The organism is Alteromonas sp. ABH2_165, from assembly GCF_056159945.1.
The window spans coordinates 152,722-179,208 of sequence record NZ_JBSWWF010000001.1; the positions used below are offsets into that span (position 1 = coordinate 152,722).

The window sequence follows — 26,487 nt, forward strand, 5'->3', positions numbered from 1 at the left end:
TTTTGGGAGATGTTGATGACAGACTTTCTTGAAACACCGGTAGTGATTATTGGTGGTGGCCCTGCGGGTTTAACCACTGCTATCGAGTTAGGCAGACGAGGTGTGAGTGCCGTACTTATTGAATTGGCAACAACTCCGCCATCTTTTCCAAAGGCTAATGCCACCACGTCGCGCTCTATGGAGCATTACCGTCGCCTGGGTTTTGCAAACAAGGTACGGCGCCTGGCATTACCGGCTGGGTATCCTGACGATATCACTTACCTGACACGCTACAGCGGCACAGAGTTGACTCGCCTGAGCGGTAAAAAACTAAAAAACGACGATTGGCGTAACGCCCATTTGCATCGCTGGCCTACGGCAGAGCCGCTGGCGCGGGTTCAGCAAATGGATGTGGAAAGCGTGATGCGGGAACAGCTAGCGAAGTATCCCTCAGTAACCACACTATGGGGCTGGGAGGCCATTCAGGTCAATCTCAACAGTAAAATCTCAACCGTGGTCGTGCAACACGCCGACACAACAGAGCGCCGTGAAATTCAGGCTACCTACGTTGTGGGTGCTGATGGTCCTCGCAGCTTGGTAAGGGAAGCCATGGGCTTTGGCTATGAGGGGCAGAGCGATCTCAATCGTGCGTTTTTCGGCGGCAAGATGATGGCGACCTATTTTACCTCTGATGATTTCTATACCAAAACGGCGCAGCCATCCTGGCAGTACTGGGCTATAAATACAGAGCAACGAGCACTGTTATGCGCACTGCGCGAACGCAATCATTTTGTTCAGCACACGCAGTTAAAGGGCGATGAAGTACCCAGCGAAGCTCTTGCAACAAAAGCACTGAAGGCTGCCATGGGCGACGATTTCCTGTTTTCTATTATCGGTGTGAAGGCATGGACAGCCGGTTTTGCACTGGTGGCAGAAGCAATGGCGAACAGTCAGCAGCGGCCGAACGCGTTTTTAGTTGGTGATGCCGCCCACCTGTTCACGCCTACCGGCGGGCAGGGCTATAACACCTCGGTAGACGACGCGGTGAACCTGGGCTGGAAACTTGCTGCGGTGTGCCAGGGCTGGGGAGGTGAAAACCTGCTTGCCAGTTATGCACAAGAAAGGCGGCCTATTGCCAAGCGCAATACCCGGTTCGCCCGTGCCATGGCCGAAAGTATTGGCAATTTACCTGTGCCTGAGAACATTGAAGAAGACAGCCCGGCGGGACAGCAATCACGGGATGCACTGCAAGCTGCCCTGGCCGAACATGTGTCGAAAGAATTTGATATTCCGGGCATTACCTATGGCGTCAGCTATTTTGAGTCGGATATTGTCGTTTCTGCGGGCGAGACTAAGCCTCAGGATAGCTGGAATGAGTACACGCCATCAGCAGTGCCGGGCAGTCGTAGTCCGCACCTGTGGCTGAATGAGCATTTAGCACTGCAGGACTGCTTTGGCGATACCTTTACCCTGATCAAAACCGGCCAGGATGAATTAACGTCCGTAGAATCTGATTTCATTAACAGTGTATCGGTACCGCTGGATGTGTTGCGGATAAAAGATGAGCGTGTTCAGGCTTTGTATGGCAAGCGTTTTGTGCTTATTCGTCCTGATCACCATGTGGCGTGGCGAAGCGACCACATTGACGATAGCTTTATTCAGGTGATGGCAACCGTAACCGGTGCGTCAGTGAACAATGTGCTGCGCGAGGAGGCGGTATGAGCGTCACGCATTTACGCTATGTGGCGCTGTCGGTGCCACCGGCAGATACAGACAGCGCGTTGGCGTTCTATCATGCCTTTGGTTTGCAGTCTAACAAGCTGGATGGCGTGATCAATCTCACCTGCGCAGACACTAACGAAACTGCACTAAAACTAATCAGCGGTGGCGACAAAAAGCGTTTGCAGTATGTGGCACTGGGAACTACAGAATCGGGATTAGAAGCTGTAAAGGCACGCCTGCAGGCGATGGACGTGCCCTTAGAAAGTGCCGGTTGCTGTGAAATTGAACACGGGATCTGGTTTCGCGACCCGTGCGGTATTCAGTACAACGTGAGTATATGTGCACGGCCACAGCCGCTTACCCCGCTGCCTGCCGTGCAAATGAACACACCGGGGAATACAGTCCGAACGAATGAAGGTGTACTGCCACCTAAATCGCAAATCGGGCCGGTGAAGCCGCTGCGTCTTGGTCATTGCCTGTTGTTTAGTCCGGATGTGACCCAGTCCGTTGCCTTTGTGGAAAACGTGCTGGGAATGCACCTTTCTGATCGTGCCGAGGATGTGGTGGCCTTTACCCACTGTGATGGGGGCAGTGATCACCATGTGATCGCGTTTGCTAAGTCTGCCGGCATTGGCTTTCATCACGCCAGTTTTGAAGTGGCAACGCCTGACGATGTGGGCCTGGGCGGCAGTAAAATGGCGCTGCAAGGCTACGAGCAGGGCTGGGGATTTGGTCGTCATTCCATTGGCTCTAACTTTTTCTACTATGTACGCGACCCGTGGGGCAGCTACTTAGAATATTACTGCGACATGGATTACATTGCAGACAGCGCGGCATGGCAGCCCACCAACTGGCCGCTGGAAGATTCCCTGCACTCGTGGGGACCAAATCCACCCGCTGATTTTGTACACAACTACGAAGTTTGATCACCAGTGAGGGCGTATCAATGATAGTTAATCCATCTGATCCCCGCGAGGTCTTGCTGGCCTCGCCACTCAGCCGGTTTCAGAAAACCGCCATTTTCATTAGCATATTGCTGTATGCCCTGGATGGTTTTGACGTACTGGCAGTAACCTATGCAGCGCCGGGCTTTCTGGCTGAGTGGCAGTTAAGCCGTTCCGAACTGGGGCTGGCATTGTCCGCCGGGCTGGCGGGAATGGCTATTGGCTCCCTTGTACTGGCGCCCATAGCCGATGCCTACGGGCGTCGACCGATGATCTTCACCTGTTTGCTGGTGATGGCCGGTGGTATGGTAGCCAGTGCTTTCAGTGCGTCGCTCACCGAGCTGGCGCTGTACCGGTTACTCACGGGATTGGGGATTGGCGGCATGATCAGCATTGTCAATCCGTTGGGGGCTGAGTATGCCAACCGCAAGAACCGCGATTTGGTGATTGGCCTTATGGCGGTAGGCTTTCCCATTGGCGGCACACTTGGCGGCGTGATCGCCAGTTATCTGCTGGCGCACTATGACTGGCGCACCATTTTCCTGTTTGGTGGCGCCTGTTCCTTGCTGATGTTACCGGTGGTGTATATCTGGTTGTTAGAACCTGTCGCGCTGCTGATTAACAAGCCCACCACACGTAGCCTTAACAAGGTCAACCAATTCATGACCCGCTGTGGCTTTGCCACAGTGAACGCACTTCCTGCGCCGCCTGCACGGGTAAGTGCAATTCCGCTAGTCGACCTGTTTCGTCCGGCTCAGTTATCAGTAACGTTACACATTACATTGCTGTACTCCCTCTACATGATGACTGTGTACTTCTTTCTGAGCTGGACTCCTCAATTAATTGTTGATCTTGGTTTCGCCCAGGATGCCGCAGCACAAACCACTGTCTCCCGGGATTTAGCCGGTGTGTTTGGCGGTATCGTGCTGGGCTATTTATCCCGCCGCTTAACGGTTAAAACACTGACGTTAGTGGCGTTGCCATTATTTGCACTGTCAGTGGTGACCTTCAGCTTCGCCAACCAGATGGTGCTATTGCACGCCGCTGCAGCATTTGCAGGATTTACCCTGTATGCCGGCATGGTGGGATTAAACGCCATTGTCGTGCGCACTTTCCCGGTACAAATGCGGGCTTCTGGCACGGGGTTCGTGATTGGCTCCGGGCGGGTAGCGAGTGCGTTTGCGCCGTTACTAGGCGGCGCACTGTTCGCCATGCAGTTCAGTCGTACTGAAGTGTGTGTGCTGATGGCCTCACTGGCAATACTGAGTACGCTGGCATTAACCCGATTTTACGTTAAAAACCAATGACGCCGCCTGCGTAAAGGCGCGCATTGTTCCTGAGGATATATAAATGAAACTAATTCGATTTGAAAAAGACGGGCAGGTAATGCCTGGCGTAGTACATGGCGAAGCCGTGTTTGCAATACCGGCATTCCTGCCACAGTTTGCCACCATGCTGGACATTATCAACGGCGGTGCTGCGGCATTGGACCTATTGCGTACCATGGTAGAAACCGGGAAAACTGACCTCAAGCTGGATGAGGTAAAGCTTTTAGCACCCGTGGAACGTCCTGGTAAATATCTCGCGGTGGGCATGAATTTCAAAAAGCATGAAGAGGAAGCGGACAAACTGGGCGTTGAACGCCGGGTTTATCAAACCTGGTTTAATAAGCAGACCACGTGTATTTCCGGCCCATATGATGACATCGAAACTGGTGTGACAGAGAAGCTGGATTATGAAGTGGAGCTGGGTCTGGTGATCGGCAAAAATGCTAAGGGTGTCAATGAAGACGATGCGCTGGATTACGTATTTGGTTATCTGGTGGCGAATGACGTGTCAGCCCGTGACTGGCAGTTCCACACGCCTACCTTCACTATGGGTAAGTCCTTCGATACACATGGGCCGATAGGGCCGTGGATTGTCACGGCAGATGAAATTGATGACCCACAAAACCTGAATTTAGCCTGTTACGTTAATGATGAGTTGCGTCAGTCGAATAATACGGCGCAGATGATTCATTCGGTGGCCGCTCAAATTTCTTACCTGTCACAGGCATTCACCCTTGAAGCCGGTGATTTGATTGCTACTGGTACGCCAGAAGGGGTCGGCGTGGCAATGGACCCGCCTATTTTCCTGCAACCTGGTGATGTGGTGCGATGCGAGGTTGAGAAAATTGGTGCGATTGTAAACCGGGTCAGTGCTGATAAGTAGGAATGGCCAGGGCAGCGTTTTGCCAGAAATTTGTTTGGCTACGATGTAGTAAGCACAATAACAACCTTAAAATAAATCTGTTTAGCCAGGGAGATACTTTAGAAAAAGTGACGTGGGCACGTCAAAATGCGTGTCCAGACACATCTCAAGTAACAAACTAGTTTCTGTGGTCGGGTTTGATAATATTTCCTTCAGCGCCGTTTATAGGCCCTTATTAACAACCATTTCCATTCCGTTGGCAGAAATCGCGAAGAATGCAATGGAAATGCTTTTTGGCAGAATCAACAATGGCAGTGCTGCCCGGTGTCGCAGCATTGTTAACGTTTCCCTTATTAAGCGACAATCCTCCGGTCTGCCGCGCTAAACAGATTGGTGTAACCTGTCCGATTGGCGAAATTTTTCTGGTGATTTGTTCTCCAGTTTCTGGAACGCGCGAAAGAAATTCTGTGGGTGAGTGTAGCCCAGTGAAAAGGCGATTTCCTGAATGGACAAGTCACTGCTGAGAAGATAACGCTTAGCAAGATCATGCCTTATCTGCATCAGAATAGTACGGTATGACTGACCTTCCTCCGCGAGTCTTTTACGAAGTGTGCGCTCAGCCATGTGAAAATGCGCGCTTATCTGCGAAATGGAAGGCAACTGATTGAAATTCGCTGACAATAAAATGTGTTTAACGCGACCGGTATAGCTGATGTCTTCGGCATAGTCACCTAACAACGCTTCGAATCGCTCCGTACACATTGAGGCAATGTAAGGCGCCCCTGACGTTAAGGGGAGATCCATCCACGAGGCCGGCACACACAATTGCATCAGCGGTTTGTCATAGCAAATGACTCCGCCAAATAACTCATTAAATTTACGGTAATGAGCGGGCTTACTATAATTGCAATGTACAAGGCAATCCTGCCAGGAAAGGTGGCGAGGCAGCTGCGATTGCATTAACGAAATGCCGCACATAACCACCTGTTCCATTATAGCCACATAGCCTGGACCACGGATCGCATTGTCAGGCAAATAACTGATATACAAATAGTTGTCGACCACTTTGTGGGCAATAGCTATGTGTTCATATATCGCATAGAAAATGCGGTCTGCGACAGCGGTGAACTGGCTGTAAGTCGATGTTGATAGCAGGGCATAACCATATACACCGAAATTCAGTACGGATTTCATTTTACCCAGTAGTAAGCCAATTCCGGGGTACATATTCTCACTTTCAATATCAGCAAGTATTTTAAAATAGGCATTGAATGTCAGCTGACTGGCCGACACATGAAAGCCTGTTGTTGCCACGCCGTGCCGTGTAAACCAGGCATTAGCCTGTTGCAGCCCAAGCTTTTCAACCATTACGTCCAGTAAATCCTGAAAATAGCTCTGCAGAACTTTTTGCTTCTCAACTGCATATTCGTCCTGAAGCGTGGCAGGTAACATCATTAAAACCTCGGAATGCTTAGCGTGAGAGCGGTGGTACCACAGTATTTTCAATGGCGCCGATACCTTCTATTTCGCAACGCACAACATCGCCGGCTTGCAGAAATACCGGAGGCTCCATCGCAACACCCACACCCTCCGGGGTACCTGTCGCAATAATATCGCCGGGTTCCAGTGAAAAAGCCTGAGTAAGATACACTAGCTGATCAACAATATTGTGCACCATCTCGCTGGTATTGGTTTGTTGTCGACGCTCACCGTTTACAAAACATTGTAACTGAAGAATTTGCGGGGATGGAAGCTCGTCACTGGTAACTATCCACGGGCCGATTGGGCCATGTGTATCAAAAGATTTACCCATGGTGAATGTGGGGGTGTGAGCCTGCCAGTCCCGGGCTGACACATCGTTCATTACCATGTAGCCAAAGATTGCATCCATGGCATTTTCACGTGTGAGGTATTTTGAATGACTGCCAATGACCAGCGCCAACTCAGCTTCGTAGTCGAGCTTCTCAGTGACGCCGGGATCAATATCATCAAACGGCCCGGTGATGCAGGTAATTTGCTTGTTAAACCAGGTTTGATGACTACGACGCTCTATGCCCAGTTTGGCTGCTTCTGCCTCGTGCTTTTTATAATTCATACCAATGGCGAGTATTTTGCCGGGTCGGGTGATCGGTGCCAGTAGCCTGATATTTTCCAGGCTGTCCGTGTTGGGCTTGTCGGCTATATAATCACGGATCCGTGAAAGAGCTGGTTCACCGCCATTGATTATGGATTGCATGGTAGGAAAGATGTTTTTCAGGCCATCTAAAGAGATAACACCATTGTCCCGCACTACTGCGAGATAATCGGAATTCTGTTTCTGAACTCGGGCTAATTTCATAATCTTCTCTGAAAAAGTGTATTGTTAAGCAATTTGATGTTGCGTGGTAAATGCAACGATGAAGAGAAGCCTGCACATTATGCGTGAGGCGCTCTCTTCTTTTTAATCAGTTTGTTCTGCTGGCAAAGGATTTTCTGTATTTTCGATAAAGTTCACCGGCAGTTCCGGTCCCCACAGGTACAATGACTCTTCAGGTGCATAATCCCCGCTTGGCCAGGTAAGTCCAGCCGGCACATAATCTATATCAACGTTGTACTCCCACCAGAATCCGTCAGCATCCTGAATGTAATTGAAGTAGTTGGAGCCCAGAACATGGCGACCCAGGCCCCACTGATTGGGATAGCCGTTGTGACGCATATGTTCGGCACCCACGCCGATATCATTAATGTTTGCCACATCCCAGGAAGAATGATGTAAGCCTGTCCCCGTGCTTTTAGCGAGTGCGATCAGATGGTGATCGCAGCCAAAACGGGCATACATGAATGCAACCCCATCACCAGAGCGATCGGCCACTAACAGGCCCAGTGCTTTTTCGAAAAACGTTACAGACGCATTTACGCTGGGCGTAAAAAGCAGCAGATGGGCGAGCCGAATTGGTTTTACCCGCGTTACTGTTTCACGGGTAGGAGCATTCGCTAAACCGGGCTCAGATGGCACGATAACCGGATGAGACTTGCTGTCCGGCATGGTTTTATTACCGGCTTGTAAATGGAACAACTGTCCATGTGGATCGGTAAACCAGAACCCATTCTGTGGGCCGGTTTCACAGGGAGACTGGGCTGTACCACCATTGTTGAGGATTTGGGCCTGCAACCCGGCGAAATCCTGCGGATAGCAATTCAGGCTTACATACAATGTCTTCTTGCATTGGCCTACAGTGAGGCGGGCCCACTCATGTGAATCGCTGGCTGACAAAGTCCAGTAGTGGCCTTGCTGAGTAAGCGTCAAACCAAAATTTTCAGTAAAATGCTTTACGGTACTGATGTCGGGAACCGCTAGGGCAAAGTGATTAATTGAATGAATGCCGTATTCTGACCAGGTTCTGTTCATGTTATCGCTCCTCATCAGGCTACTGCTGCGGGAACTTGCAACGATTGCTCCAGCGCTTCAAAACAGTGCGCAATCAGATAGTTCAGATCAGCGCTTGCCTGGGCACCACCATAAACATAATGGTCAGGCCGAACGAGCAGGGCATTTACACCATTATTTTGCATGAAACTGAGCAGTTGGCCCTGGGTATCAGCAAACCCGTCATCGGAAGCGGTGTGCTTATCTTCAACCTGCACAATATTCACCGCCAGGTGTTGCAACATCTGAAGGCTTTGCTCACTTAGCACTGATGCGGTAAGTCCATTCCCCAGTAGTAAAGTAAACTGCTGTGCTGGTACAAAATTGTCGAGCCTTTGGGTGCGTCGCTGGTGGCGAACCGTTCCATGTGGCGATAATAAACCTGCACAGCGCATAGGAGTCCCCTGCTTATCTAAGGCCAGCAGACCATCAGTTAACTGTGGAAAAGGTGCCATTTGCGGCGGGGTAACTGATAAAAATTCGGCGTCACGTTTCGCTGCATCCTGCTCATCTGGCATGCAGATAATAGATCCCAGGAACATTGAGAGTTTTACCACTTCAGTAACATGGGGCTTGCGTTCCAGTTCATAGGAGTCGAGCAGTGCATCGCTTGCTGCACCACGCAGGACCTTGTCGAGTTTCCAGCTCAGGTTCCAGACATCCCGTAATCCCGCGCACATCCCCTGACCCATAAACGGTGGCATCAGATGCGCGGCATCACCAGCAAGAATAATGCGGTTATCGCGCCACTTGTCCGTGATCAGCGAGCGAAATGTATAAAGGGCGTGGCGAACCAACTCGCCCTGCTCAGGTTTGATCCAGTCTCCCAGCAATTGCTGTACCTTCGCTTCCTGTACCATTTCTTCCCGGGTTTCGTGAGGCAGGCGCATAAACTCCCAGCGACGTAGTTCACGGCCATTTTCAGCACCACCTGGTACAATGGTGGTAGGACGCTTAGGGTTGCAATACTGCCCACATTCGATGAGGCCTAAGTCTTTAGCGGTTAATCCTTCAGACAGTATATAATCGACCACTAACCAATCTGCTTCAAAGCCCAGATCAGTTCGGGAAATACCCAGACTTTCGCGTACAAAGCTGTTAGCGCCATCAATGCCCAGAACATACTTTGCTGACACGCTGCGGGATTCACCGGAAACCGTATCGAGTACATCTACCACTGCTCGGTCAGCATGCTGGCTAACGCCTGTGCATTCGTGTTCGAAATGCAGATAAATATTGCTGCGACGTTTGATTTCTTTATCCAGTTCACGCTCGAATGAGGGCTGATGCACGAAGTTTACTTCTGCCCCCCCTGAAACAGATCCATTTGGCCAGTTCAGGCAAAGCAGTTCCTGCCAGTCGGCGTTGTACCATCGGTAGAGCGGGGCAGGGCGAGTCACTTTATCAACAAGCGGACCTAATCCTGCTGCGTGCATCATCCGGTAGATTTCATGGTCTATACAAACTGCACGGGGCAGCGGGTACACTTCTCCCCACCGCTCGAAAATGCCGACTTTCCACCCAAGGCGCTCTAACAGGAGCGCAGAAACTTTACTTACCGGGCCATAGCCAATCTGAATGATGTCGTAATCAAAACTCGGTTGTTGTTGCATGAATATCACCTTACTTGTTTAGTTCAGGTAGCCACTGATTAGTCGAGTGGCTGTAAATCGTTAGCAACAAAAATTTAACTTGATTTACGTTAAATTAAACTCTCATTTTCGGCACAATCACTCTCATTTTCGGCATGCCGCTGGTTTGCGAGAGTCGTATAGATAATTGACGGGGTATGGAGTTAACTGGATTCATGAAGCCAGGCTAAACCTGACTGCTTTATCTCTTGTTCCTGTTTGCTTCCTCGCGTGGCAAATTCGCGGCTTAACGGAAAACCACTCTCTGCGAGTAAATAAGCTAAAGACGCATACTCGCGAGGATGGCGGCCTAATTTATGTTCATCAAGCTCCTTCATGCCTGCGGGGAAAGTAAACCAACTCATGTCGTAAATGCTTTGTCTTTTAACAATGCCCCATACGCCGTTACGTTTCTCAACACGGTCTATGAAACGATTATGCGTATTACTGCCGAGGTTTAGTTCGATGTTATCTGCTGAAATCATGGCTTTTGTTTCTACCAGGGCACGATTGCCATTACTGGTGATGATCGGTGATGCGACCAGATGATTCGTTTTCAGCGCTGAACCGCCCATCTTTTTCGAACCCTCGATAAAGCCAGTGTAATTGCCTTCATACCAGGTTATTTCAATTTCGCCGTCTGAATGAAATAGGGCTGCCAGAGCCTGCCAGTCAGCGATATCTCGGTAAATCCATCCGGTCATTAAATTCGCTATTTCAAGCTGGTCAGCTGGCTGTAATGTTTGATTCATTTTTACTCTCCGATTTAAAAACATTCTTTCGGGGTTACAGTCAGGTAACGCCACCAGACGAGCATCGCACTTTTTATTGATTCAAAAAAATATATTAATATGATGGATTAATCATAAATACTGATAATACGGCTTATGGAACTACGTCATTTACGTTATTTTATCGCGGTGGCTGAAGAGGGGCATTTCGGGCGCGCAGCCACGAGGCTGCACATTGTTCAGCCGGCGTTAAGTATGCAGATCAAGGCGCTTGAAAATGAAATTGGCGGCCCGCTTTTTACCCGTACGAGTCGCAGGGTTACCCTAACGGAAGCGGGGCGACTATTTCTTCCGGAGGCCTACCGGACGCTTAAGCAGGCTGACCATACTTTAAAAACGGTGCGCCGGTCCGTTAAAGGAGAAACCGGTACTGTGCGTATTGGATTTGCCGGGTATGGAGCAATGACCGGGCAGTTAATGAATAATCTGACCGCATTTCATCAGCAAGTTCCCGATGTTGAAGTCAGGTTAAGAGAAATGCCACCTCAACAGCAATCTGCTGCCATTCTGGCAGATGAACTGGACGTGGGTTACTGGCCGAGCCTAGCTCATAGTCTTGACGAACGCCTCATAGCAGATGCTATTGGTGAATGGCCAATGCTGTTGAGCAGGAAAAACGAAACCAGTGGCGCCGTAAAGTCTTTTACTACATTGGTTCGCCAGTCGGTTGTTTCCGCTGCATTTTGCCTGGCATGATAACACCGTGAACAGGGAATTGATTTAGCGCGATTGTAGTGTTGCGTTCTCTGCTTACGCTTTCTGTTGCGACAGGTCAACAATATAGCGGGTTAGCTTTTCAAGAAGCGCGCGACGGGTTGGGGTTAATTCATACGAAGCGTTCACTCTGAAGCAATGAGAAAATGTATCACTCAGACTAAACAGTTTACCCGGCGCAATTGTAATATGTAGCTGCAATGCCTTATTGTAAATCGCCATTGCATCAATATGAGGCTGACATTCAATCCACAGAAAGTAGCCGCCTTTATCAGCATGAATGGTGGCAACGCCCTGAAGTCGTTCATTCAGATAAGCGGTCATTGCCTTCTTTCTAATGATCAGCGCTTTCCTTAACTGTTTTAAGTGTAACTCATAGTTCTTTGTCGACAGGTAATCAACCAGCGCAAATTGCACCGGGACGCTGGTGGCCAGGGTACTCATCAGCTGTTGTTTCTGAATATTCAAACACGCCTTACCCGCTGCCACCCAGCCTATTCGGTAACCAGCAACTAACGATTTTGAAAATGATGAACAGAGCATGGCGGTTCCAGTATCCACGAAATGCTTTATTGGCAAAGGCGGGTGGGGATCAGCATAAAGCTCTGCATAAACGTCGTCTTCAATTAAAGCTACATCGTAGTGTTGCAAAAGGCGTGCAACATGCTTTTTTTGATCGTCGGTTAGTGAATAGCCCACCGGATTCTGAAAGCTGCTCATTAACCAGCAGGCTTTTACCGGGTGATTCTGAAGAGCGCGTTCCAACGCTGCAATATCTAACCCGCTCTGGGGGGATACGGTAACGGTTATTGCTTTTAAGCCCAGACGCTCCAGTGCCTGCATCGCCCCATAAAAAGCCGGTGATTCAATGACAACCCAGTCACCTGGCCGGGTACAGGATTGAAGGCTAAGACTAAGGGCCTCTAATGCGCCTGCTGTAATGACTACTTCGTCGGGTGATATATTCATGCCTCTGGCAGCATACCGTTTGGCGATAATTTTTCTTAACTCTTCGTTACCCGGCGGAAAGTTATCCATGGCACTGGTACGTGATATTTGCTGCGCGGCAGCGGCGATGGATTTGTTAAGTTGCTGCCTGGGGTACAGCGTGGGATCGGGATAGGCAAATCCGAGGCTGAACATGTGTGGATCTCGGGAAGCCTGGAGTACCTCATACACAAAGTCATTAATACTTACTGCGTCAGCCGCTTGCACGTTGTTCATCGAAGAAGGGCGCGTGGGGGCGGTAACGATAAAACCGGAGCGTTCCCGGGAACTGATAAGGCCCTGGCTCTCAAGAAGCTGATAAGCATGCAGCACTGTCATCAAGCTATAGCCACTGATTTGCGCTTGCTTGCGTAAGGATGGCAGTTTCTCATTCTCCTGCCAGATCCCATGTTCAATTTGCTGCTTAATTTGACTCGCTAAGGTTTCGTACTTTGCCACCTATCACCCCTCATGCAGATGCGAATTAAACTATAACAGCTGTGATTATTATCTGTTATATAAAAGTGCCTTTGGTTTGTATCTGTTTGAAAGCATGTAATCGGGATATTGTGAATACCGTCAACTACCAAGCCTTCCATCTGTAAAAAGGAAGCGCGTGGAAACAAACATGGGGTGTCGCATGAAACTGTATCTACTTATTTTAACCTTATTAGTGGCAGCACCTGCCCAAGCAAGCGGTGGCACGGTGTTAGGAATGATATTTACGGTAGTATTCGTAGTAGTGATGTTAGTGCTGTACTGGATGGTTGTCGCTGAAGTGGGGGATAAAGATAAGCGTTGAAGAAGCGGAAGATATGCTCGAAAAATTGGTTAACAAGCATATCTGACCGCCTCGTGAATTAAACTGCTATTTGGCAACCTGCTTGCAGTTTAATTTTGTTTCCTCAACTGCAAATCAATATCCAATACAACTTCGAAAGCGACGCTGTCGTTGGTAGCCCAGCTGCCGCTGCCTATTTCGAATTCACGTCTGTCTATTGTCGCTGAGCCAACAAATTGCGCAGTGCTGTTATCTTCCTGCCAGTCGAAAGTGACTGCGATTGGTTTAGTAATACCTTTTAGCGTGAGTTCGCCGTTAGCCACAAACTTGCCGTCTTCAGCGCGAATATCACGGCTAATATAATGCGCTTGAGGGAAAGCGTCAGTAGAGAACCATTGGCCGCCTTTGATGGTGCCGTCCCAGTCTTTATTATTGGTGGTAATACTCTGCGTATTAATGGTCACGTCGATAATGCCATCTGCAGGGTTAGCCGGGTCGAAGTAAATCTCAGGTGTAAACTCGCGGATAGCACCGACAAATGGCTGGCCTGCGTAGCTGTTGGTGAATGCGAAATTATCCGGACTGGCGACCAGTTGCCAAAGGGGGCTACCGGTCTCGATCGCGCTCTGAGTCGCATCAGCTTCTGCTTCAGAATCAGCAGGTAATTGTGCAGCCGCTTGCGGTGAATCGGTGAATTCCGGCGTGGCTTTTTCCGCCTTGTAGAAGGTAAAGCCAAGTAATAACGCCAGCGTGATCGTCAGTTGGCTTGCGCCAACAAATACCTTGCCAGGGAGCATGCGCGGCAGCAGATTAACGCCATCAAAAAGCTTATGAACCACCAACATCGCGACATGGCCCGCCACCATTAATGCGATTCCGTAGAACAGGTAAACATGCAGTGACGAATATAGATCCCGGCTTTCGCCTTCCAACCCGGGAATATGGGGAATTGAAATTAAATTGAACCAGGCAAACGGATAACCCGCGGTAGAATTTAATAGCCAGCCACTAAGCGGCACGGCCAGCATCAAGAGGTACAAGCCCCAGTGTCCGGCTGCTGCCATTTTTTCTTGCAGAGGAGGGAGCCCTAGCGGCGCTGGTGGATGCATCAAGCGCCAGAACAGGCGAATAACCGCCAGTACCAGAACGGTAAAGCCCGCAGATTTGTGCAGTACAAATAACTCAATTTTATCCGGTGAGTTCGGCATATCTTCGGCAATCAAGCCGAGACCGATTGCCCAGAAGATTAATATTGCGATTGTCCAGTGCAGAATGCGGGCAACCAGATTGTATGGTGTTGTTGTCATTAGTGTTTCTAAAATCAGTTTGAACCTGCAGTTAGATTACCTTCGTTGCTCATGAACTGCGAATCTGGGGCATGTTTATTTTGAGAACAATTTATACTGATTTTTAGAATGTGAATGTTGATGCTGGGTTACAAAAGAGTGGGGGTCATCAATCAATTCAAACCGATTTTGTCTTCCGGTGGTTGCCTTTATGTCCATCTGTATGGAACAAATGAATCTAATGATCTGTACAGCGGTTGTATTTAAGAGAAATGTAGCGAGGAAATGGTGGCCCCACCTGGACTCGAACCAGGGACCTAACGATTATGAGTCGTGTGCTCTAACCAACTGAGCTATAGGGCCTTCCGAACTGGCCTGCCGGGCGGCAAGCTAAGATTGCCGCGTAGTATATGCATCTTCTTCGCCAAAGTCATCCCTGAATTCATACATCACCGTTCAATCGGCGAGTAAATAAACAGCATTTCTTTATGCCGTTACCACTAGCGCTCTTCTTAAGACTCTTCCGCTATTAATGAAATTCTCGCATTAGCCAGCAGATTAATCTGTTTTTCTAATAAGTCTATGCAGGTTATAGCCTCTAATCATTAGTGCACCCCGGTGATAAATTAAACTTCATTATTCACAAATAAGATAAATCTATGCTCGCGCTCGTCCGCATCGCTTTGAGTAAGCCCTACACGTTTGTTGTGCTGGCATTGCTCATTCTTATTCTCGGCCCGTTGTCTGCTATGCGCACGCCAACGGATATTTTCCCTAACGTTGATATACCTGTTATTGCCGTTGCATGGCAGTGGCGTGGGCTGCCGCCTGATGAAATGGCGGTGCGGATTACAGCATGATTCTCCAAGTAACTGATTCTTTGCCCCGTTAGTCTAGGCTGTATTGACTGTAACCTGTCACGCGCCTCACACTTACTTTAGTTTTTTACCCAGTTGAATTTGATACCTATGAACTTGAAATGGTGTTGCTTTGTTCCGGCTATCGCGTTGCTTTCTGGCTGCGGCTTTTTTGGCAATGATCGTGCTCCCGGCGATATCCCTGTTACATTTACCGACTTAACCCGAGGTGAAGATTGTGCCTATGAGGTAACAGTTGATAAAACATCCTGGAAAGTAAACTATCTGGCGTTCTATTTGAGTAATCCGGAAGTGAAAGTCGAAGGGCGTTGGATCCCGTTGGATTTTAAAGTGAATGACTGGCAATCGAAAGATGTGGCTTTTATGCATTTTCAGAACGCCTGTGACGATAAGCAAAACCGCGATCACATCATGCTGGATATCAATGAGGCGTTACTCGACCGGGTAACTGAGTTACGTCTGACTTTGGGTTTAGATTTCGGTGAAAATCATACTGCGCAAGCTGATCAGGTAGCGCCTCTTGATAAGCCAACTATGTTTCAGTCAGTTAATATCGGGCACAATTTTTTCAGAGTTGAACTGCAAAATACCCGGGAACCATCATCAATTTGGTCTTTTCTTCTGGCAAGTGGCGGCTGCAACGGCAGTACCCCAGAAACCACACCATCTGCGTGTGCAAAACCTAATCGCGTTACCGTTACCTTACCTATGGCGCAGAATGTTTCTGACTTAAATTTGCTGGCCAAGCTACAACAAATTTTATTTAGAGTAGACTTAGATAAAGTCGCAGAATGCAATATGGCGAAAGCCCCTGACGAGAGCTGTAAAAAAGTGATGAAAAATCTTACAGGTAGGGATTGGCTTAAGTGGGATGCACCAGATAAGGTATATCTGAAATCCTGACCGTATGAACAAAACCCTGCGAATAATAAGGGTGTTGTAGTGCAAGCATCTGTTTTGTTTGCTATCTTTCTTTTAGTTTAAATTATCCTGCCAGCACGGAGACAATAATGACTGAGAAGCCTTACCTGGTAAGCGGTCGTAATACGCTGATACATAAAGTTAGAAAATTTGACCTGCTTGTCGTGAACGGCGACGACAATCCACCGGTGATTGTCACTCACAAAGGTATTAAGCGCTATGAGGGAAAAATCCCTGATAACAAGCGCGAAGCTAAAATGATGGATATGGAATTGGTTGATCTTACTTCCGGTGATATCTTTGGCGATGAAAAAACATTGGTGTTTATTCAAACGTTGAACGGCAAAGAATACAAAATCGATTACAGCAAAGCTGAAACGCAGATGTTTATTAAAGTCCACCAGGACAGCGCTTTCTAATTAGCGAATAAGCTCATCAACGGGCTCATCATCTTCGGTGAGCCATTGCCCCCAGTTATCGGGCAAATACGAATTAAACCTTCGTATTTCTTTTTCTTCCCCTTTCAACTGCACGTACCCATGCTGGAAAATTTTAAATCTACACAAGTCAACCGGTGTGGTTTCCGCTGCACATACCTGCTTTATTACGCCAGTACGATTGTACAGTTCGGCAATTAGTTCTGAGCAGAACCACTCATGCTCACATTTGAGATTGCGAGTTAATCGCCAAAGCCAGGGGTGGTTGTCAAAGAAATCTACAGTAGAGGCGAAAAGTTGCCATATATCGTAATTTCTGCCGCTTTCAGAATCGATGAAATCTTGCATGGCGTGTAAAGCGTTTAAAAAGCGCGAACGAGGTGAACGGTGGAGCGGTAGCCACCAAATGTCACCTTCATACTCATCCAGTCTTTTATGAAGAGGGGTGACCATCACTCCCCGTTTTTTGTTTCTCACTGTGGCTTCGAAAACATCATGATGCAAGAGGCTATTGGTATTTGGGCATGTGTGACAGTGTGTGATAGCCCCAACGTGAGTTACATTGGAGCGTGTCGTGAGCTTAGCCCATTTGGAGAACAGGCTATTGCCGCCAAAAGCGATGAGATCGCCCGGGCGTATACTGTCCTTAATATCGTTATAAAACGCTGCAGTCCGCATAACTTCCCTGTTATTACGTTGAGTGATGATAAATATATCAGAAATAGCAGCTTTTGGTATGCACTTATAAGACCATGGTCGGTTGAGCCCCAAGCCTGCTCTCAGATACACTGGGCTCTCTATTTCGTTCTTGGGCTCACATGTCTCTTCTCTTTCGTTTTTTGATGGGTTTCAGCCTTATCTGCGTTTTCTATTTCTCTGGAGAAATACTGGTTCGCGTGGCCTCAATTCCGCTACCGGGCACATTGATGGGCTTACTGATGTTGTTAGCATGGCAATTTTTTCGTCGTAAGACCCCTATGTTGTTGCTTGCTGGAGGTAAGCCTATTCTCAAGCACATGGCAATGCTGTTTGTGCCGGCAGTTTTGGGTGTGGGTGTGTATTGGCAAGAGATCAGTGAAAATATCACCGGTATTGCGCTAGCTATCATTGTCAGTACGGCAGTTAGTCTTGGAATTGCGGCTTGGATTGCACAAAAAATCTTGCAATCTGTTGTGGTAAGGGATGATTCGTGACGATTACAGAAGCCTTTGATGACTGGGCAAAATCCATTGTAAGCCTGACGGAGTTATCGTTTTCCTGGCAGGGAGGATTATGGATATCACTTACGGTAATCGCTTATCTGCTAGCGTTAAATATTGGACGTCGAACGAAAGGTAATCCTCTCGCAAACCCGGTTTTGGTAACAGCCGTTCTCGTGGGCGCGATGTTAATGGTGTCTGGAACCAGTGCGAGGGGGTATCAGCAATTCGCCGGACTAGTACATTGGCTGCTTGGACCGGCAACCGTCGCGCTGGCTATCCCGATGTATGCGCAGTGGGAAAAAATACGTGAACTTGGTTGGCGGTTAGTTGCCTCTGTTTTTATTGCCGGTGTTATTGCTCCGCTTACCGCTTGGTTCACTGTATGGTACTTCGATGCGCCTACTGCATTGCAAATGACTATGCTGGCAAAATCGATAACCACACCACTCGCTATGGAAGCGACCGCGCATATTGGCGGCATTCCAGCACTCGCTGCGGTTTTCGTCATTGCTACCGGTATCGTTGGTGCGGTAATCGCGCCAGTTATGTATAAGCTGTTAAATGTTACTTTGCCACAGGCTCAGGGGATGGCGCTCGGAGCGGTTTGCCACGCAGTAGGAACGGCGAAAGCGCTGCAAATGAGCGAGCGAACCGGTGCACTGGCTACATTAGGATTGTGTTTGAACGGTATAATGACGGCGATTATTTTACCATTACTGTTTTCCTCGATTTCCTGAATTATCCTGGTTCGTTTAAGGGCGAAAGTTCTGCAGATTTAAACATAAGTGCAATGGCTTTTTTCTGGAATCCTGCTATTAGTTAATAGGTTAACGGACACCGTATATTCATTAGATTACTGCGTATTTTTGCAGCGTTTTGTGTTTATTTTAAGCGGCATTCATCTCTGTAACGGCTATAGGAAGGTTACCTTTTCACATGATATCGGTATTGGTTTGTGACGACTCAATGGTTGCACGAAAGCAGGTTGCCAAGTGTTTGCCACCAGACTGGGAAGTGGCGATTCACTTTGCCAAACACGGCAAAGAAGCCGTAGAACTTTTACGGCAAGGCAAAGGGCAACTGCTTCTACTCGACCTTAACATGCCAGTGATGGATGGCTACGAAACCTTACAGGCCATTCGCGATGAAAATTTGCAGACTAAGGTGGTCGTTATTTCAGGGGATGTACAGCCTGAAGCTCACGAGCGCGTAACCAAGCTCGGTGCCGTTGAATTTATTCGCAAACCCGTTGATCCTACTACTCTTGAACAAGTGCTGATTAAACATCAGTTGATGGAAAGTGAAGCGCCCGTTGAAGAGACGGTTGAATTAGATCCCGACATCCGCGATTGTTATCAGGAAATCACCAACATTGCCATGGGACGTGCGGGTGATCACCTGGCCCGTACCATGAATGTTTTTGTTCACCTGCCTATACCCAATGTGAATCTGATAGAAGCCTCTGAGATGCGCATGATGTTGTCTGATATCGATTCCCAAGAGCAAGTAACAGCGGTATGCCAAGGTTTTATTGGCTCTGGGATCCGCGGAGAAGTACTTTGTATTCTTAGCGATTCTAGCTTTGGTGACGTTGCGAAAATTCTCGATGTACAGGAAGAAGTGGACGATCAACTGCAACTGGAATTACTCATGGACGCGGCCAGTATTCTTATAGGTACCTGCCTCACCGGATTAGCACAACAGATGGACGTGACTTTTGCACAGGGCCAACCCATTGTTCTGGGTCAGCACAGGGCCATCAGTGAAATCATAAAAACGAACCAGGTCAAGTGGAAACGTACCTTGGCAATCGAGCTAAGCTACGGTCTAGAAGGATACAACGTGCGATGTGACTTGCTAATCCTGTTTACTGAAGACTCCATGCAGACTATGAATGCCAAACTGGCGCATTTACTAGAGGACATGTAATGCAGGATACCGAATTAGAGCAAATGCAGTCGTTCCACTGGATGATGGATATGCTCCAGAGTGTAGATGTGGGCATTGTGGTGCTTGATAAGCATTTCCGCATACAGGTTTGGAACGGTTTTATGGAAAGTCACAGCGGCCTGCTTCCCAGTGAGGTGCGTGATAAAACCCTTTTTAGCATTTTTCCTAACGTTGAAGAGAAGTGGTTTACTAAAAAGTGCAAACCCGTGTTCGAACTCAATACGCGGGCGTTCATGACCTGGGAGCAACGCCCCTATTTATTCAAGTTTCACAACTATCGGCCGATTACAGGCAATGAGCTTTATATGTATCAAAACGTAACTTTAGCGCCATTGACCTCTGCTAACGGAAAAACGGATTTTATCAGTGTCATGGTATATGACATGACGGATATCGCTTCTGGAAAAAAGCAACTCGAAGCCTTACAGGTCAGTACGGAAGAAAGAGCCTAGCAAAAAAGCGTTTACCTGATACGTCGTTATAAAGTTGGCGAATTTGAATGCCTTCGTTTGGAGCATGTAATGGTGAGAATTCAGTTTTTTGCGGTAAAAGTTCTTCTGATGTTAAGTGCATCATTTCTGCTGTTCGGCTGCGGTGGCGGAGGAGGCGGCGATGATGGTGACACTGGCGGCAATGCGTCCCCTAATGCCTTGTATGTTAATGCCGGTGCAGATATTGAAATGCTTGAAGGTGCTACGTCTACGCTTTCAGGCAGTGTTACAGGCAATACTGACGGTGCAACCTGGCGTTGGAGTGCATCGCCTGCTGCCACTATAACCCAGGCAGACAATTCTACCTCAGAAGCCGAGTTCACCGCGCCTGCAGTGACCACAGATACGGCATTTGTCATCACTGTGGTGGTCACCAATTCCAGCGGAAATAGTGATACTGATACCCTCAATATTCTCGTGCGGCCACAGAACATTGCACCTGTTGCCGTTATTGAAGCTGAGCAGGAAGAGGGGCAGCCTGCCAATACTTATTCTGCGGGGCGCAGTGTGACGCTGAATGGTAGAGCCAGTATTGACGACGATGCCCCCGATCCCGACAACCCCATTGCTGCCTGGGAGTGGCAACAGACCGCCGGCAACAGTGTGTTGAACGATGTCACCACAGATGCTTCAACACTCACTATTACCATGCCGGTTGAAGCTGAAGCACAAACGCTCACATTCACCCTCACCGTAACCGATGCGGAAGGTACCACTGATACCGCTACACTTTCGTTAAATACGTTGTCAGAAAGTCAGACCTTACCTCTGGTAGAAGCGGGGGCTGATCAAGCCGTGTTTAGCGGTGAACGCGTGGTGTTGAATGGCACTGCCACCACCACGGTCGCTTCCGGGCTACCGCTCATTAGCGAGTGGGATGGCACGTTGGATGGTGTGGTAAGCCCATCTTCACTCTCTACCTATGCCGTTGCACCTCAGGTACAAAACGAAACCGTGTTTACTTATATGCTCAGCGTAACCGATGCCTACGGGCATGTTGTTACCGATGAGGTAGACATTACGGTGCGTCCTTATCCGGTACCGCTGATCAACGATACTGGAGTTACGGTACAGGCCAACAATACAGCCTATGCGAATACACAACAAAACGCATTTCCAGGGCAAGATGGTCAACGAGGCAGTGATGTGATTCATGCTGCCAATTTATTGGAAAAAGCAGGCCGTGGTAAGGCTGGCTTTGACTTTACCAAATTAAATGCCAACGGTGACGAAGAAGACGATACCGCTCAAGCTTGGGACTGCGTGCGTGATAATGTTACTGGGCTGGTATGGGAAAAGAAAACCACAGACGGAGGCGTGCGCGATGCCAACCATACCTACACCTGGTTCTTCTTCGATGAAAACGGCGGATATCAGGGCGTTCAGTCAGGTACTGATGCAAGCTGCACTCTCACAAGCTGTAACACCACTGCGTATGTGAGTGCCGTCAACGCGGTGGGATTGTGCGGATTTTATGACTGGCGAATGCCGACTTACGAAGAAATGATGTCGCTGATACATTTTGGTCTTGCCAGCGGTGTAAGGATTGATGATGACTATTTCCCTAACTCGGGTACGGTAGACGGTGATGGTCGGCTTTGGTACTGGACTCGAATCCCTAGTGCTGATGGTGTTGCCGAAGATGCGGCTCAGAATGCATGGGCGCTGGATTTTGCTTCTGGCCTGGATAACTTTTTGAACAAAGCCACGCCAGGCAGCGTGCGCTTGGTCAGAGCGGGGAGGTAAAAGATGAAAGTATTGGTCGTTTTCTTTTTGTGGTTTTTAACCGCATCCGTGGCGGCGCAAACTTGTCTGGGTTCAGGCATTAAAACGGCAGGTGACGATGAATTTGAAGATTTGGGTGACGGCGAGGTACTTCACACGCCAAGTAACCTAATTTGGCAGCGTTGTGCACTTGGTCAAACCTGGAATGGCACAACGTGCACTGGCACGGCGGTAAAATACAATTGGCAGGAAGCACTTATCGCTGCGCAAGAGGCCGATGCTACTTTGCTAGCGGGGTGGCGTTTACCCAATATCAAAGAGCTGACTACTATCACTGAACGTGAGTGTGTACGTCCTGCTATCAACGAAACGGTGTTTCCCAACACGCCACCAGATGATTTCTGGACTTCAACGCCGTCTTTGCAAGACCCACTTCGCTCCTGGGTTGTGGCGTTTTTCAATGCGAGTCATTCAATCAAAGAAAAAGATCGATTTATTTACGTAAGACTTGTGCGAACGAGTGTCGATTAGCGTCTATCTGCTTCTTTCAAGTCGCGATATATTCAACCTGAATTTTAGTCTGTTGAGCTTGTCGCGACTTTTTATTTGCCCCTAAGCCGTCCACAATGCAACGCATGAAAATGCGAAATCTCATCAATGTAGTCAGAAATACGCTTGTCTTTTTAGCGACGATCCCATTTTTCGCATCTGCGGGAAATTCGTGCGATATCGACTTTGCGTATGGTTTGGTGGTGAATGAACATCAACTCCGAATCCTCGACAATAACCGAACTGTCATTCAGATCAACGATCAGGAGCAGCTATTCGTTAAAGGGCGCTGGCAGGATCTTTCTGTGCAACAGCGTCGTTGGTTACGAGAATATTCCCGTGGCCTGCATTATGTTGTGCCGAAAATGATTATTCTGGCCACCGAAGGCGTTGATCTGGCCGCGGATACCGTTGACAACGTGTATCAAGGGCTGGTGGGCGCAGACCATGACAGCTACGACAAGCTGCAAAGTGCCATGAAGCGAGTACGTAATCGTGTGAAGGATAAATTTCGCCATGCCAGCGACCACTATTTTATCGGGCCGGGATCATTAGAGAGTGTGGACAATTTTGTCGATAGCGGAATAGAGGCGGAGCTGGAAGAAGCCATTTCAATGTCAATTGGCGGTATCTTGTCTGCAATTGCGGGCATGGACGAATCTCGAGTAGAGCTGAGTGATGAGCGGGTAGAGGCGATTACCCGACAGCTCGAAGCGGTAGGGGAGCATCTCGACCTGGAAGCCAGCCCTGCGTCGCTTAACAACAAAGCGCAATGGTTCTGTGACAAGCTCCAACGACTAAACGTGTTGGAAGATAAACTTCGCAAGCACGTTGTTGCATTAAAGCCTTTCGACGTAATCGTGTCTGGCTAAAATCTACAGTTAATAAAACAGCCCGCATTAGCGGGCTGTTTTATTTACACCTCTTCAAACAAACGCAGAAAGCAGTGAATTTAGATAGCGCCTACCTTTAGGCGTAACCTGCCAATGACTCGTTGTTTCGGTCAGCAGGCCTTGCGTAATGGCCTTATCTAACTCCTGTCGCTCAAACGCAGACAATACCTGGCCGGTAAAATCAATAAAATCCTGTTTTGGGCAAGGTTCGACTAAGCGAAAACGATTCATAAAAAACTCGAAAGCGAGATCGTCTTTTTCAACCGTTGACTCTGTGTCGAGATAGGGGCGCGCAATATCCATATAACCCCTTGGATGCTTGACTTTCACGGTACGGTGAATGTTGCCGGTGCGGATATCGGTAATTTTGCCGTGTGCGCCACAGCCGATCCCCAAGTAATCACCATAGCGCCAGTAATTCAAATTGTGCTGACATTGAAAACCGGGTTGGCTGTATCCCGAAATTTCATATTGCTGATAGCCCGCTTGAGCCAGCATTGCATGGCCTTGATCTTGTATTTCCCACAGGATGTCGTCGTCGGGCAGTGCTGGAGGTTTAGAATAAAAGGGGGTGTTGGGCTCGATGGTAAGCTGATACCAGGACAAATGCGCAGGCGACAGCGCGATAGCGGTTGCTAGATCACTTAATGCGTTTTCAATGCTCTGATCAGGTAGGCCATGCATTAAATCAACATTGAAACTATTCAGCGGTGCTGAGCGGGCGAAGTCGATGGCCTTGCGTGCCTGCGTCGTATCATGAATTCTTCCGAGGGCTTTTAAATGTTTATCTTCAAAGCTCTGAATGCCCATAGAAATACGATTGACACCCGCCTGAGCATAGCCGTCGAATCTTGCTGCTTCTACGGTGCCAGGGTTGGCTTCCAGGGTGATTTCAGCGTTATCTGAAAGCGCGATACGTTGTTTTACCCCTGCAAGCAAATTGCCAATGAAAGTAGGCTCAAAAAGGCTGGGTGTACCGCCACCGATGAATATGCTGGTCACTTCCCGGCCAGCAACGCGGGTGGCATCAACGGCTAAATCATCGAGTAAATGGCTGACATATTCTTGTTGGGGGAGATCAGACTTCAACCCGTGAGAGTTGAAGTCACAATAAGGACATTTTTGCACACACCAGGGAATGTGGATGTACAAGCCTAATGGGGGATTACGCAAAAGTTTGTCTCATTTGTTCCAATAGGAACGCCATTGCCTGACCACGATGACTGATTTGATTCTTCACCTGTCTGTCGAGTTCAGCAGCGGTACATTCGTGTGATGGCACATAGAACACCGGATCGTAACCAAACCCACCATGACCAGCCTGGTCGGTGGTAATGGTGCCGTGCCAGTAGCCTTCACTGATCAATGGCACAGGGTCGTCTGCATGTCGCATAAAAACTAACATACAAAAGAAATGCGCTCGGCGGTTTGGGTTGCCATCTAAGGCATGAAGCAATTTTTCAATATTATCGCTGTCGGCAGCACCTTCACCGGCGTACCGGGCTGAATATATACCTGGCGCACCATCAAGGGCATTCACCACCAAACCCGAATCATCGGCAATAGCGGGTAAGCCTGTACATTTTGCAGCGTGGCGGGCTTTAATAATCGCGTTTTCGACAAACGTGGTGCCGGTTTCTGGTACGTCTTTAACGCCTAATTCTTTTTGTGGCACTACAGTTACATTGAGCGGTGCAAACAGTCGGGCGAACTCTTTTACCTTACCGGCATTGCCTGAAGCCAGTACGATTTTTTCTGGAAATGCCATAACAAAATGTCCTTACTTTTTCTTTTTCGCTGTGGCGGCTTTTTTCTTCTTAGCCTTTTTCTTTGCGGTAATTTTCGGTGCTTTATGTTTAGGTCGCAAATCTTTGATGAACCGGGCTTTCAACGGTTCTTCGGTATAACGCTCAACCTTTCCAACCATTTCGAAATCGTGGGCTTCGATAAGTGAAATCGCTGTGCCTTTCGCACCGGCGCGACCAGTCCGACCAATACGGTGAACATAAATGTCTGCCTTGCGGGGCATATCGAAGTTGATGACGTGACTAACATTTGGTACATCGATTCCGCGGGCGGCAACGTCCGTGGCCAGCAGTACAGGCACAGCGCCGGATTTAAACCGTTGCAGTGCGGCGATGCGTTTATCCTGTGGCATTTCACCCTGAAGCCAGCACACTTCAATTTTTTCCGACATGAGGAAATCTTTCAGTGCCTGTAAGCGCTCTCGGGTTTTAACAAACACCACGGCGTTAGTGATATCGTTTTTCAGAATATGCACCAGCATGGCCTGTTTGTGGGCCATATCGTCTGCAAGGTGATACCACTGATGGGTTTTGGCTTTTTCTTTGCGAGAAGGATTGGCTTCTACTTCTACCGGATCATTCAAAATATCTCTTGAGAAGAACTTAACGCCCGGGCCTTCAAGGGTAGCAGAGAACAACATGTTCTGTTTCCGCCAGCGCGCTTCAGAAGCGATTTGCCCCACAATAGCACCAAAGCCCATATCAAGCATGCGGTCGGCTTCATCCAGGATCAGACATTCAATATTGCGGCAGTCAGCTGATTCTTTCTCGATATGTTCGAAAAGACGGCCCGGGGTAGCGACCAGAATATCCAGGTTTTGACTTAGAATTTCTCGGTCAGTACCGTAATTAATACCCCCGGTTATGACACCGCAAACCAGTTCGGTGTATCGAGTAATAGCCTTGGCCTGTTCGTAAACCTGAATAGCCAACTCACGGGTTGGCGTGAGAATGAGTATTCGGCATGAACCTGGTTCCCGACGTGGGAAATCAAGCAGGTACTGACAAGCTGGCAGCAAAAATGCGGCCGTTTTACCGGTCCCGGTAGGGGCGGATGCGAGGATATCTTTGCCGTCCATTGCCGGCGGGATCACGAGAGACTGAATCGAAGTTGGGTTTTTAAAACCCATCTCCGTGACAGCCTGACAGAGGCTGTCATCAAGCTCTAATTCTTCAAAGGTCATGCGGTGTTTTTATGTCGCGAA

28 protein-coding genes and 1 tRNA gene are annotated in these 26,487 nt (G+C 48.6%); 17 read left to right on the forward strand and 12 right to left on the reverse strand.

Annotated features, from left to right (window positions below; all coding sequences use genetic code 11):
• Positions 1-15 precede the first annotated feature (15 nt).
• The 5 genes from ACXAFQ_RS00545 to ACXAFQ_RS00565 all read left to right on the forward strand — a co-directional run bounded on the left by ACXAFQ_RS00545 (position 16) and on the right by ACXAFQ_RS00565 (position 5,220).
• Positions 16-1,701 carry an FAD-dependent monooxygenase gene (locus tag ACXAFQ_RS00545; RefSeq protein ID WP_474817672.1) on the forward strand — a complete coding sequence of 562 codons (1,686 nt, stop codon included), beginning with the start codon at positions 16-18 and terminating at the stop codon, positions 1,699-1,701.
• Positions 1,698-2,627, forward strand: a complete 930-nt coding sequence (locus ACXAFQ_RS00550; protein WP_474817673.1) for a VOC family protein — start codon at positions 1,698-1,700, stop codon at positions 2,625-2,627. Before ACXAFQ_RS00545 ends, ACXAFQ_RS00550 begins: the two co-directional genes overlap by 4 nt.
• Before the next feature lie 20 nt (positions 2,628-2,647).
• Positions 2,648-3,952, forward strand: coding sequence for an MFS transporter (locus tag ACXAFQ_RS00555; RefSeq protein WP_474817675.1), 1,305 nt, complete (start codon positions 2,648-2,650; stop codon positions 3,950-3,952).
• A 43-nt stretch (positions 3,953-3,995) separates the two neighbouring features.
• The gene (locus ACXAFQ_RS00560; protein ID WP_474817676.1) at positions 3,996-4,856 is read left to right on the forward strand and encodes a fumarylacetoacetate hydrolase family protein; all 861 of its coding nucleotides are present in this window, start codon (positions 3,996-3,998) and stop codon (positions 4,854-4,856) included.
• Positions 4,857-5,022: 166 nt separating this feature from the next.
• Entirely contained in the window at positions 5,023-5,220 is a 198-nt protein-coding gene (locus ACXAFQ_RS00565; RefSeq protein WP_474818381.1) for a substrate-binding domain-containing protein, read from the forward strand.
• Here ACXAFQ_RS00565 and ACXAFQ_RS00570 read toward each other — a convergent pair.
• From ACXAFQ_RS00570 to ACXAFQ_RS00590, 5 genes are all read right to left on the reverse strand, one after another.
• Positions 5,217-6,290, reverse strand: coding sequence for a helix-turn-helix transcriptional regulator (locus tag ACXAFQ_RS00570; protein WP_474817677.1), 1,074 nt, complete (start codon positions 6,288-6,290; stop codon positions 5,217-5,219). The two genes, ACXAFQ_RS00565 and ACXAFQ_RS00570, sit on opposite strands and share 4 nt — an antisense overlap.
• 16 nt (positions 6,291-6,306) lie before the next feature.
• Complete coding sequence (locus tag ACXAFQ_RS00575; RefSeq protein ID WP_474817678.1) at positions 6,307-7,173, reverse strand: fumarylacetoacetate hydrolase family protein; 867 nt, start codon at positions 7,171-7,173, stop codon at positions 6,307-6,309.
• Between the two features lie 102 nt (positions 7,174-7,275).
• A complete protein-coding gene (locus tag ACXAFQ_RS00580) occupies positions 7,276-8,223 on the reverse strand; it encodes a VOC family protein (RefSeq protein ID WP_474817679.1) in 948 nt (315 codons plus the stop codon).
• 14 nt (positions 8,224-8,237) lie between these two features.
• Positions 8,238-9,854, reverse strand: coding sequence for a bifunctional 3-(3-hydroxy-phenyl)propionate/3-hydroxycinnamic acid hydroxylase MhpA (gene mhpA / locus ACXAFQ_RS00585; RefSeq protein ID WP_474817680.1), 1,617 nt, complete (start codon positions 9,852-9,854; stop codon positions 8,238-8,240).
• 182 nt (positions 9,855-10,036) lie between these two features.
• The gene (locus ACXAFQ_RS00590) at positions 10,037-10,624 is read right to left on the reverse strand and encodes a nuclear transport factor 2 family protein (protein ID WP_474817681.1); all 588 of its coding nucleotides are present in this window, start codon (positions 10,622-10,624) and stop codon (positions 10,037-10,039) included.
• 135 nt (positions 10,625-10,759) lie between these two features.
• On the opposite strand from ACXAFQ_RS00590, the gene ACXAFQ_RS00595 reads away from it, so the two are divergent.
• Positions 10,760-11,359, forward strand: coding sequence for a LysR family transcriptional regulator (locus ACXAFQ_RS00595; protein ID WP_474817682.1), 600 nt, complete (start codon positions 10,760-10,762; stop codon positions 11,357-11,359).
• A gap of 54 nt (positions 11,360-11,413) precedes the next feature.
• On the opposite strand, the gene ACXAFQ_RS00600 is transcribed toward ACXAFQ_RS00595, so the two are convergent.
• Entirely contained in the window at positions 11,414-12,823 is a 1,410-nt protein-coding gene (locus ACXAFQ_RS00600; protein WP_474817683.1) for an aminotransferase-like domain-containing protein, read from the reverse strand.
• A 181-nt stretch (positions 12,824-13,004) separates the two neighbouring features.
• Between ACXAFQ_RS00600 and ACXAFQ_RS00605 the strand changes: the two genes are divergently transcribed.
• Complete coding sequence (locus ACXAFQ_RS00605; RefSeq protein WP_474817684.1) at positions 13,005-13,166, forward strand: hypothetical protein; 162 nt, start codon at positions 13,005-13,007, stop codon at positions 13,164-13,166.
• Between the two features lie 89 nt (positions 13,167-13,255).
• Here ACXAFQ_RS00605 and ACXAFQ_RS00610 read toward each other — a convergent pair whose 3' ends face one another.
• Both ACXAFQ_RS00610 and ACXAFQ_RS00615 read right to left on the reverse strand, forming a co-directional pair.
• On the reverse strand, positions 13,256-14,452 hold the full coding sequence (locus ACXAFQ_RS00610; RefSeq protein ID WP_474817685.1) for a cytochrome b/b6 domain-containing protein: 1,197 nt from the start codon (positions 14,450-14,452) through the stop codon (positions 13,256-13,258).
• Positions 14,453-14,717: 265 nt separating this feature from the next.
• Positions 14,718-14,794: transfer RNA gene (locus tag ACXAFQ_RS00615), tRNA-Ile, on the reverse strand.
• Between the two features lie 296 nt (positions 14,795-15,090).
• Between ACXAFQ_RS00615 and ACXAFQ_RS00620 the strand changes: the two genes are divergently transcribed.
• From ACXAFQ_RS00620 to ACXAFQ_RS00630, 3 genes are all read left to right on the forward strand, one after another.
• Positions 15,091-15,291, forward strand: a complete 201-nt coding sequence (locus ACXAFQ_RS00620; protein ID WP_474817686.1) for an efflux RND transporter permease subunit — start codon at positions 15,091-15,093, stop codon at positions 15,289-15,291.
• Positions 15,292-15,399: 108 nt separating this feature from the next.
• Complete coding sequence (locus ACXAFQ_RS00625) at positions 15,400-16,212, forward strand: MbnP family protein (protein WP_083273190.1); 813 nt, start codon at positions 15,400-15,402, stop codon at positions 16,210-16,212.
• Between the two features lie 107 nt (positions 16,213-16,319).
• Positions 16,320-16,649: a hypothetical protein gene (locus ACXAFQ_RS00630; protein WP_070127233.1), complete on the forward strand. Its 330-nt coding sequence runs from the start codon at positions 16,320-16,322 to the stop codon at positions 16,647-16,649.
• On the opposite strand, the gene ACXAFQ_RS00635 is transcribed toward ACXAFQ_RS00630, so the two are convergent.
• Complete coding sequence (locus tag ACXAFQ_RS00635; protein ID WP_474817687.1) at positions 16,650-17,456, reverse strand: hypothetical protein; 807 nt, start codon at positions 17,454-17,456, stop codon at positions 16,650-16,652.
• Between the two features lie 29 nt (positions 17,457-17,485).
• Between ACXAFQ_RS00635 and ACXAFQ_RS00640 the strand changes: the two genes are divergently transcribed.
• From ACXAFQ_RS00640 to ACXAFQ_RS00670, 7 genes are all read left to right on the forward strand, one after another.
• Positions 17,486-17,860 carry a CidA/LrgA family protein gene (locus ACXAFQ_RS00640; protein ID WP_474817688.1) on the forward strand — a complete coding sequence of 125 codons (375 nt, stop codon included), beginning with the start codon at positions 17,486-17,488 and terminating at the stop codon, positions 17,858-17,860.
• Complete coding sequence (locus ACXAFQ_RS00645) at positions 17,857-18,606, forward strand: LrgB family protein (RefSeq protein WP_474817689.1); 750 nt, start codon at positions 17,857-17,859, stop codon at positions 18,604-18,606. The genes ACXAFQ_RS00640 and ACXAFQ_RS00645 overlap by 4 nt, the downstream gene beginning before the upstream one ends.
• Before the next feature lie 199 nt (positions 18,607-18,805).
• A complete protein-coding gene (locus ACXAFQ_RS00650) occupies positions 18,806-19,798 on the forward strand; it encodes a response regulator (RefSeq protein ID WP_474817690.1) in 993 nt (330 codons plus the stop codon).
• The gene (locus tag ACXAFQ_RS00655) at positions 19,798-20,271 is read left to right on the forward strand and encodes a PAS domain-containing protein (RefSeq protein WP_474817691.1); all 474 of its coding nucleotides are present in this window, start codon (positions 19,798-19,800) and stop codon (positions 20,269-20,271) included. The genes ACXAFQ_RS00650 and ACXAFQ_RS00655 overlap by 1 nt, the downstream gene beginning before the upstream one ends.
• A 69-nt stretch (positions 20,272-20,340) precedes the next feature.
• Positions 20,341-22,056 carry an Lcl C-terminal domain-containing protein gene (locus ACXAFQ_RS00660; protein WP_474817692.1) on the forward strand — a complete coding sequence of 572 codons (1,716 nt, stop codon included), beginning with the start codon at positions 20,341-20,343 and terminating at the stop codon, positions 22,054-22,056.
• A gap of 3 nt (positions 22,057-22,059) precedes the next feature.
• Positions 22,060-22,566 carry an Lcl C-terminal domain-containing protein gene (locus ACXAFQ_RS00665; RefSeq protein ID WP_474817693.1) on the forward strand — a complete coding sequence of 169 codons (507 nt, stop codon included), beginning with the start codon at positions 22,060-22,062 and terminating at the stop codon, positions 22,564-22,566.
• Positions 22,567-22,661: 95 nt separating this feature from the next.
• On the forward strand, positions 22,662-23,456 hold the full coding sequence (locus tag ACXAFQ_RS00670) for a DUF2884 family protein (RefSeq protein WP_474817694.1): 795 nt from the start codon (positions 22,662-22,664) through the stop codon (positions 23,454-23,456).
• 54 nt (positions 23,457-23,510) lie between these two features.
• Here the strand turns inward: ACXAFQ_RS00670 and hemW are convergent, their stop codons facing one another.
• From hemW to srmB, 3 genes are read right to left on the reverse strand one after another with little or no spacing between them, the layout of a single operon-like run.
• Complete coding sequence (hemW, locus tag ACXAFQ_RS00675) at positions 23,511-24,650, reverse strand: radical SAM family heme chaperone HemW (protein WP_474817695.1); 1,140 nt, start codon at positions 24,648-24,650, stop codon at positions 23,511-23,513.
• Positions 24,643-25,245: an RdgB/HAM1 family non-canonical purine NTP pyrophosphatase gene (rdgB, locus tag ACXAFQ_RS00680; RefSeq protein ID WP_474817696.1), complete on the reverse strand. Its 603-nt coding sequence runs from the start codon at positions 25,243-25,245 to the stop codon at positions 24,643-24,645. Before rdgB ends, hemW begins: the two co-directional genes overlap by 8 nt.
• A gap of 12 nt (positions 25,246-25,257) precedes the next feature.
• The gene (gene srmB / locus ACXAFQ_RS00685) at positions 25,258-26,466 is read right to left on the reverse strand and encodes an ATP-dependent RNA helicase SrmB (RefSeq protein WP_474817697.1); all 1,209 of its coding nucleotides are present in this window, start codon (positions 26,464-26,466) and stop codon (positions 25,258-25,260) included.
• Positions 26,467-26,487 lie beyond the last annotated feature (21 nt).

Bases quoted from the DNA above. Each gene is read 5' to 3' on its own strand.
- ACXAFQ_RS00545 (WP_474817672.1), top strand. From the start codon at position 16: ATGACAGACTTTCTTGAAACACCGGTAGTGATTATTGGTGGTGGCCCT.
- ACXAFQ_RS00550 (WP_474817673.1), top strand. From the start codon at position 1,698: ATGAGCGTCACGCATTTACGCTATGTGGCGCTGTCGGTGCCACCGGCA.
- ACXAFQ_RS00555 (WP_474817675.1), top strand. From the start codon at position 2,648: ATGATAGTTAATCCATCTGATCCCCGCGAGGTCTTGCTGGCCTCGCCA.
- ACXAFQ_RS00560 (WP_474817676.1), top strand. From the start codon at position 3,996: ATGAAACTAATTCGATTTGAAAAAGACGGGCAGGTAATGCCTGGCGTA.
- ACXAFQ_RS00570 (WP_474817677.1), bottom strand. From the start codon at position 6,290: ATGATGTTACCTGCCACGCTTCAGGACGAATATGCAGTTGAGAAGCAA.
- ACXAFQ_RS00575 (WP_474817678.1), bottom strand. From the start codon at position 7,173: ATGAAATTAGCCCGAGTTCAGAAACAGAATTCCGATTATCTCGCAGTA.
- ACXAFQ_RS00580 (WP_474817679.1), bottom strand. From the start codon at position 8,223: ATGAACAGAACCTGGTCAGAATACGGCATTCATTCAATTAATCACTTT.
- mhpA (WP_474817680.1), bottom strand. From the start codon at position 9,854: ATGCAACAACAACCGAGTTTTGATTACGACATCATTCAGATTGGCTAT.
- ACXAFQ_RS00590 (WP_474817681.1), bottom strand. From the start codon at position 10,624: ATGAATCAAACATTACAGCCAGCTGACCAGCTTGAAATAGCGAATTTA.
- ACXAFQ_RS00595 (WP_474817682.1), top strand. From the start codon at position 10,760: ATGGAACTACGTCATTTACGTTATTTTATCGCGGTGGCTGAAGAGGGG.
- ACXAFQ_RS00605 (WP_474817684.1), top strand. From the start codon at position 13,005: ATGAAACTGTATCTACTTATTTTAACCTTATTAGTGGCAGCACCTGCC.
- ACXAFQ_RS00610 (WP_474817685.1), bottom strand. From the start codon at position 14,452: ATGACAACAACACCATACAATCTGGTTGCCCGCATTCTGCACTGGACA.
- ACXAFQ_RS00620 (WP_474817686.1), top strand. From the start codon at position 15,091: ATGCTCGCGCTCGTCCGCATCGCTTTGAGTAAGCCCTACACGTTTGTT.
- ACXAFQ_RS00625 (WP_083273190.1), top strand. From the start codon at position 15,400: ATGAACTTGAAATGGTGTTGCTTTGTTCCGGCTATCGCGTTGCTTTCT.
- ACXAFQ_RS00630 (WP_070127233.1), top strand. From the start codon at position 16,320: ATGACTGAGAAGCCTTACCTGGTAAGCGGTCGTAATACGCTGATACAT.
- ACXAFQ_RS00640 (WP_474817688.1), top strand. From the start codon at position 17,486: ATGTCTCTTCTCTTTCGTTTTTTGATGGGTTTCAGCCTTATCTGCGTT.
- ACXAFQ_RS00650 (WP_474817690.1), top strand. From the start codon at position 18,806: ATGATATCGGTATTGGTTTGTGACGACTCAATGGTTGCACGAAAGCAG.
- ACXAFQ_RS00655 (WP_474817691.1), top strand. From the start codon at position 19,798: ATGCAGGATACCGAATTAGAGCAAATGCAGTCGTTCCACTGGATGATG.
- ACXAFQ_RS00660 (WP_474817692.1), top strand. From the start codon at position 20,341: ATGGTGAGAATTCAGTTTTTTGCGGTAAAAGTTCTTCTGATGTTAAGT.
- ACXAFQ_RS00665 (WP_474817693.1), top strand. From the start codon at position 22,060: ATGAAAGTATTGGTCGTTTTCTTTTTGTGGTTTTTAACCGCATCCGTG.
- ACXAFQ_RS00670 (WP_474817694.1), top strand. From the start codon at position 22,662: ATGCAACGCATGAAAATGCGAAATCTCATCAATGTAGTCAGAAATACG.
- rdgB (WP_474817696.1), bottom strand. From the start codon at position 25,245: ATGGCATTTCCAGAAAAAATCGTACTGGCTTCAGGCAATGCCGGTAAG.
- srmB (WP_474817697.1), bottom strand. From the start codon at position 26,466: ATGACCTTTGAAGAATTAGAGCTTGATGACAGCCTCTGTCAGGCTGTC.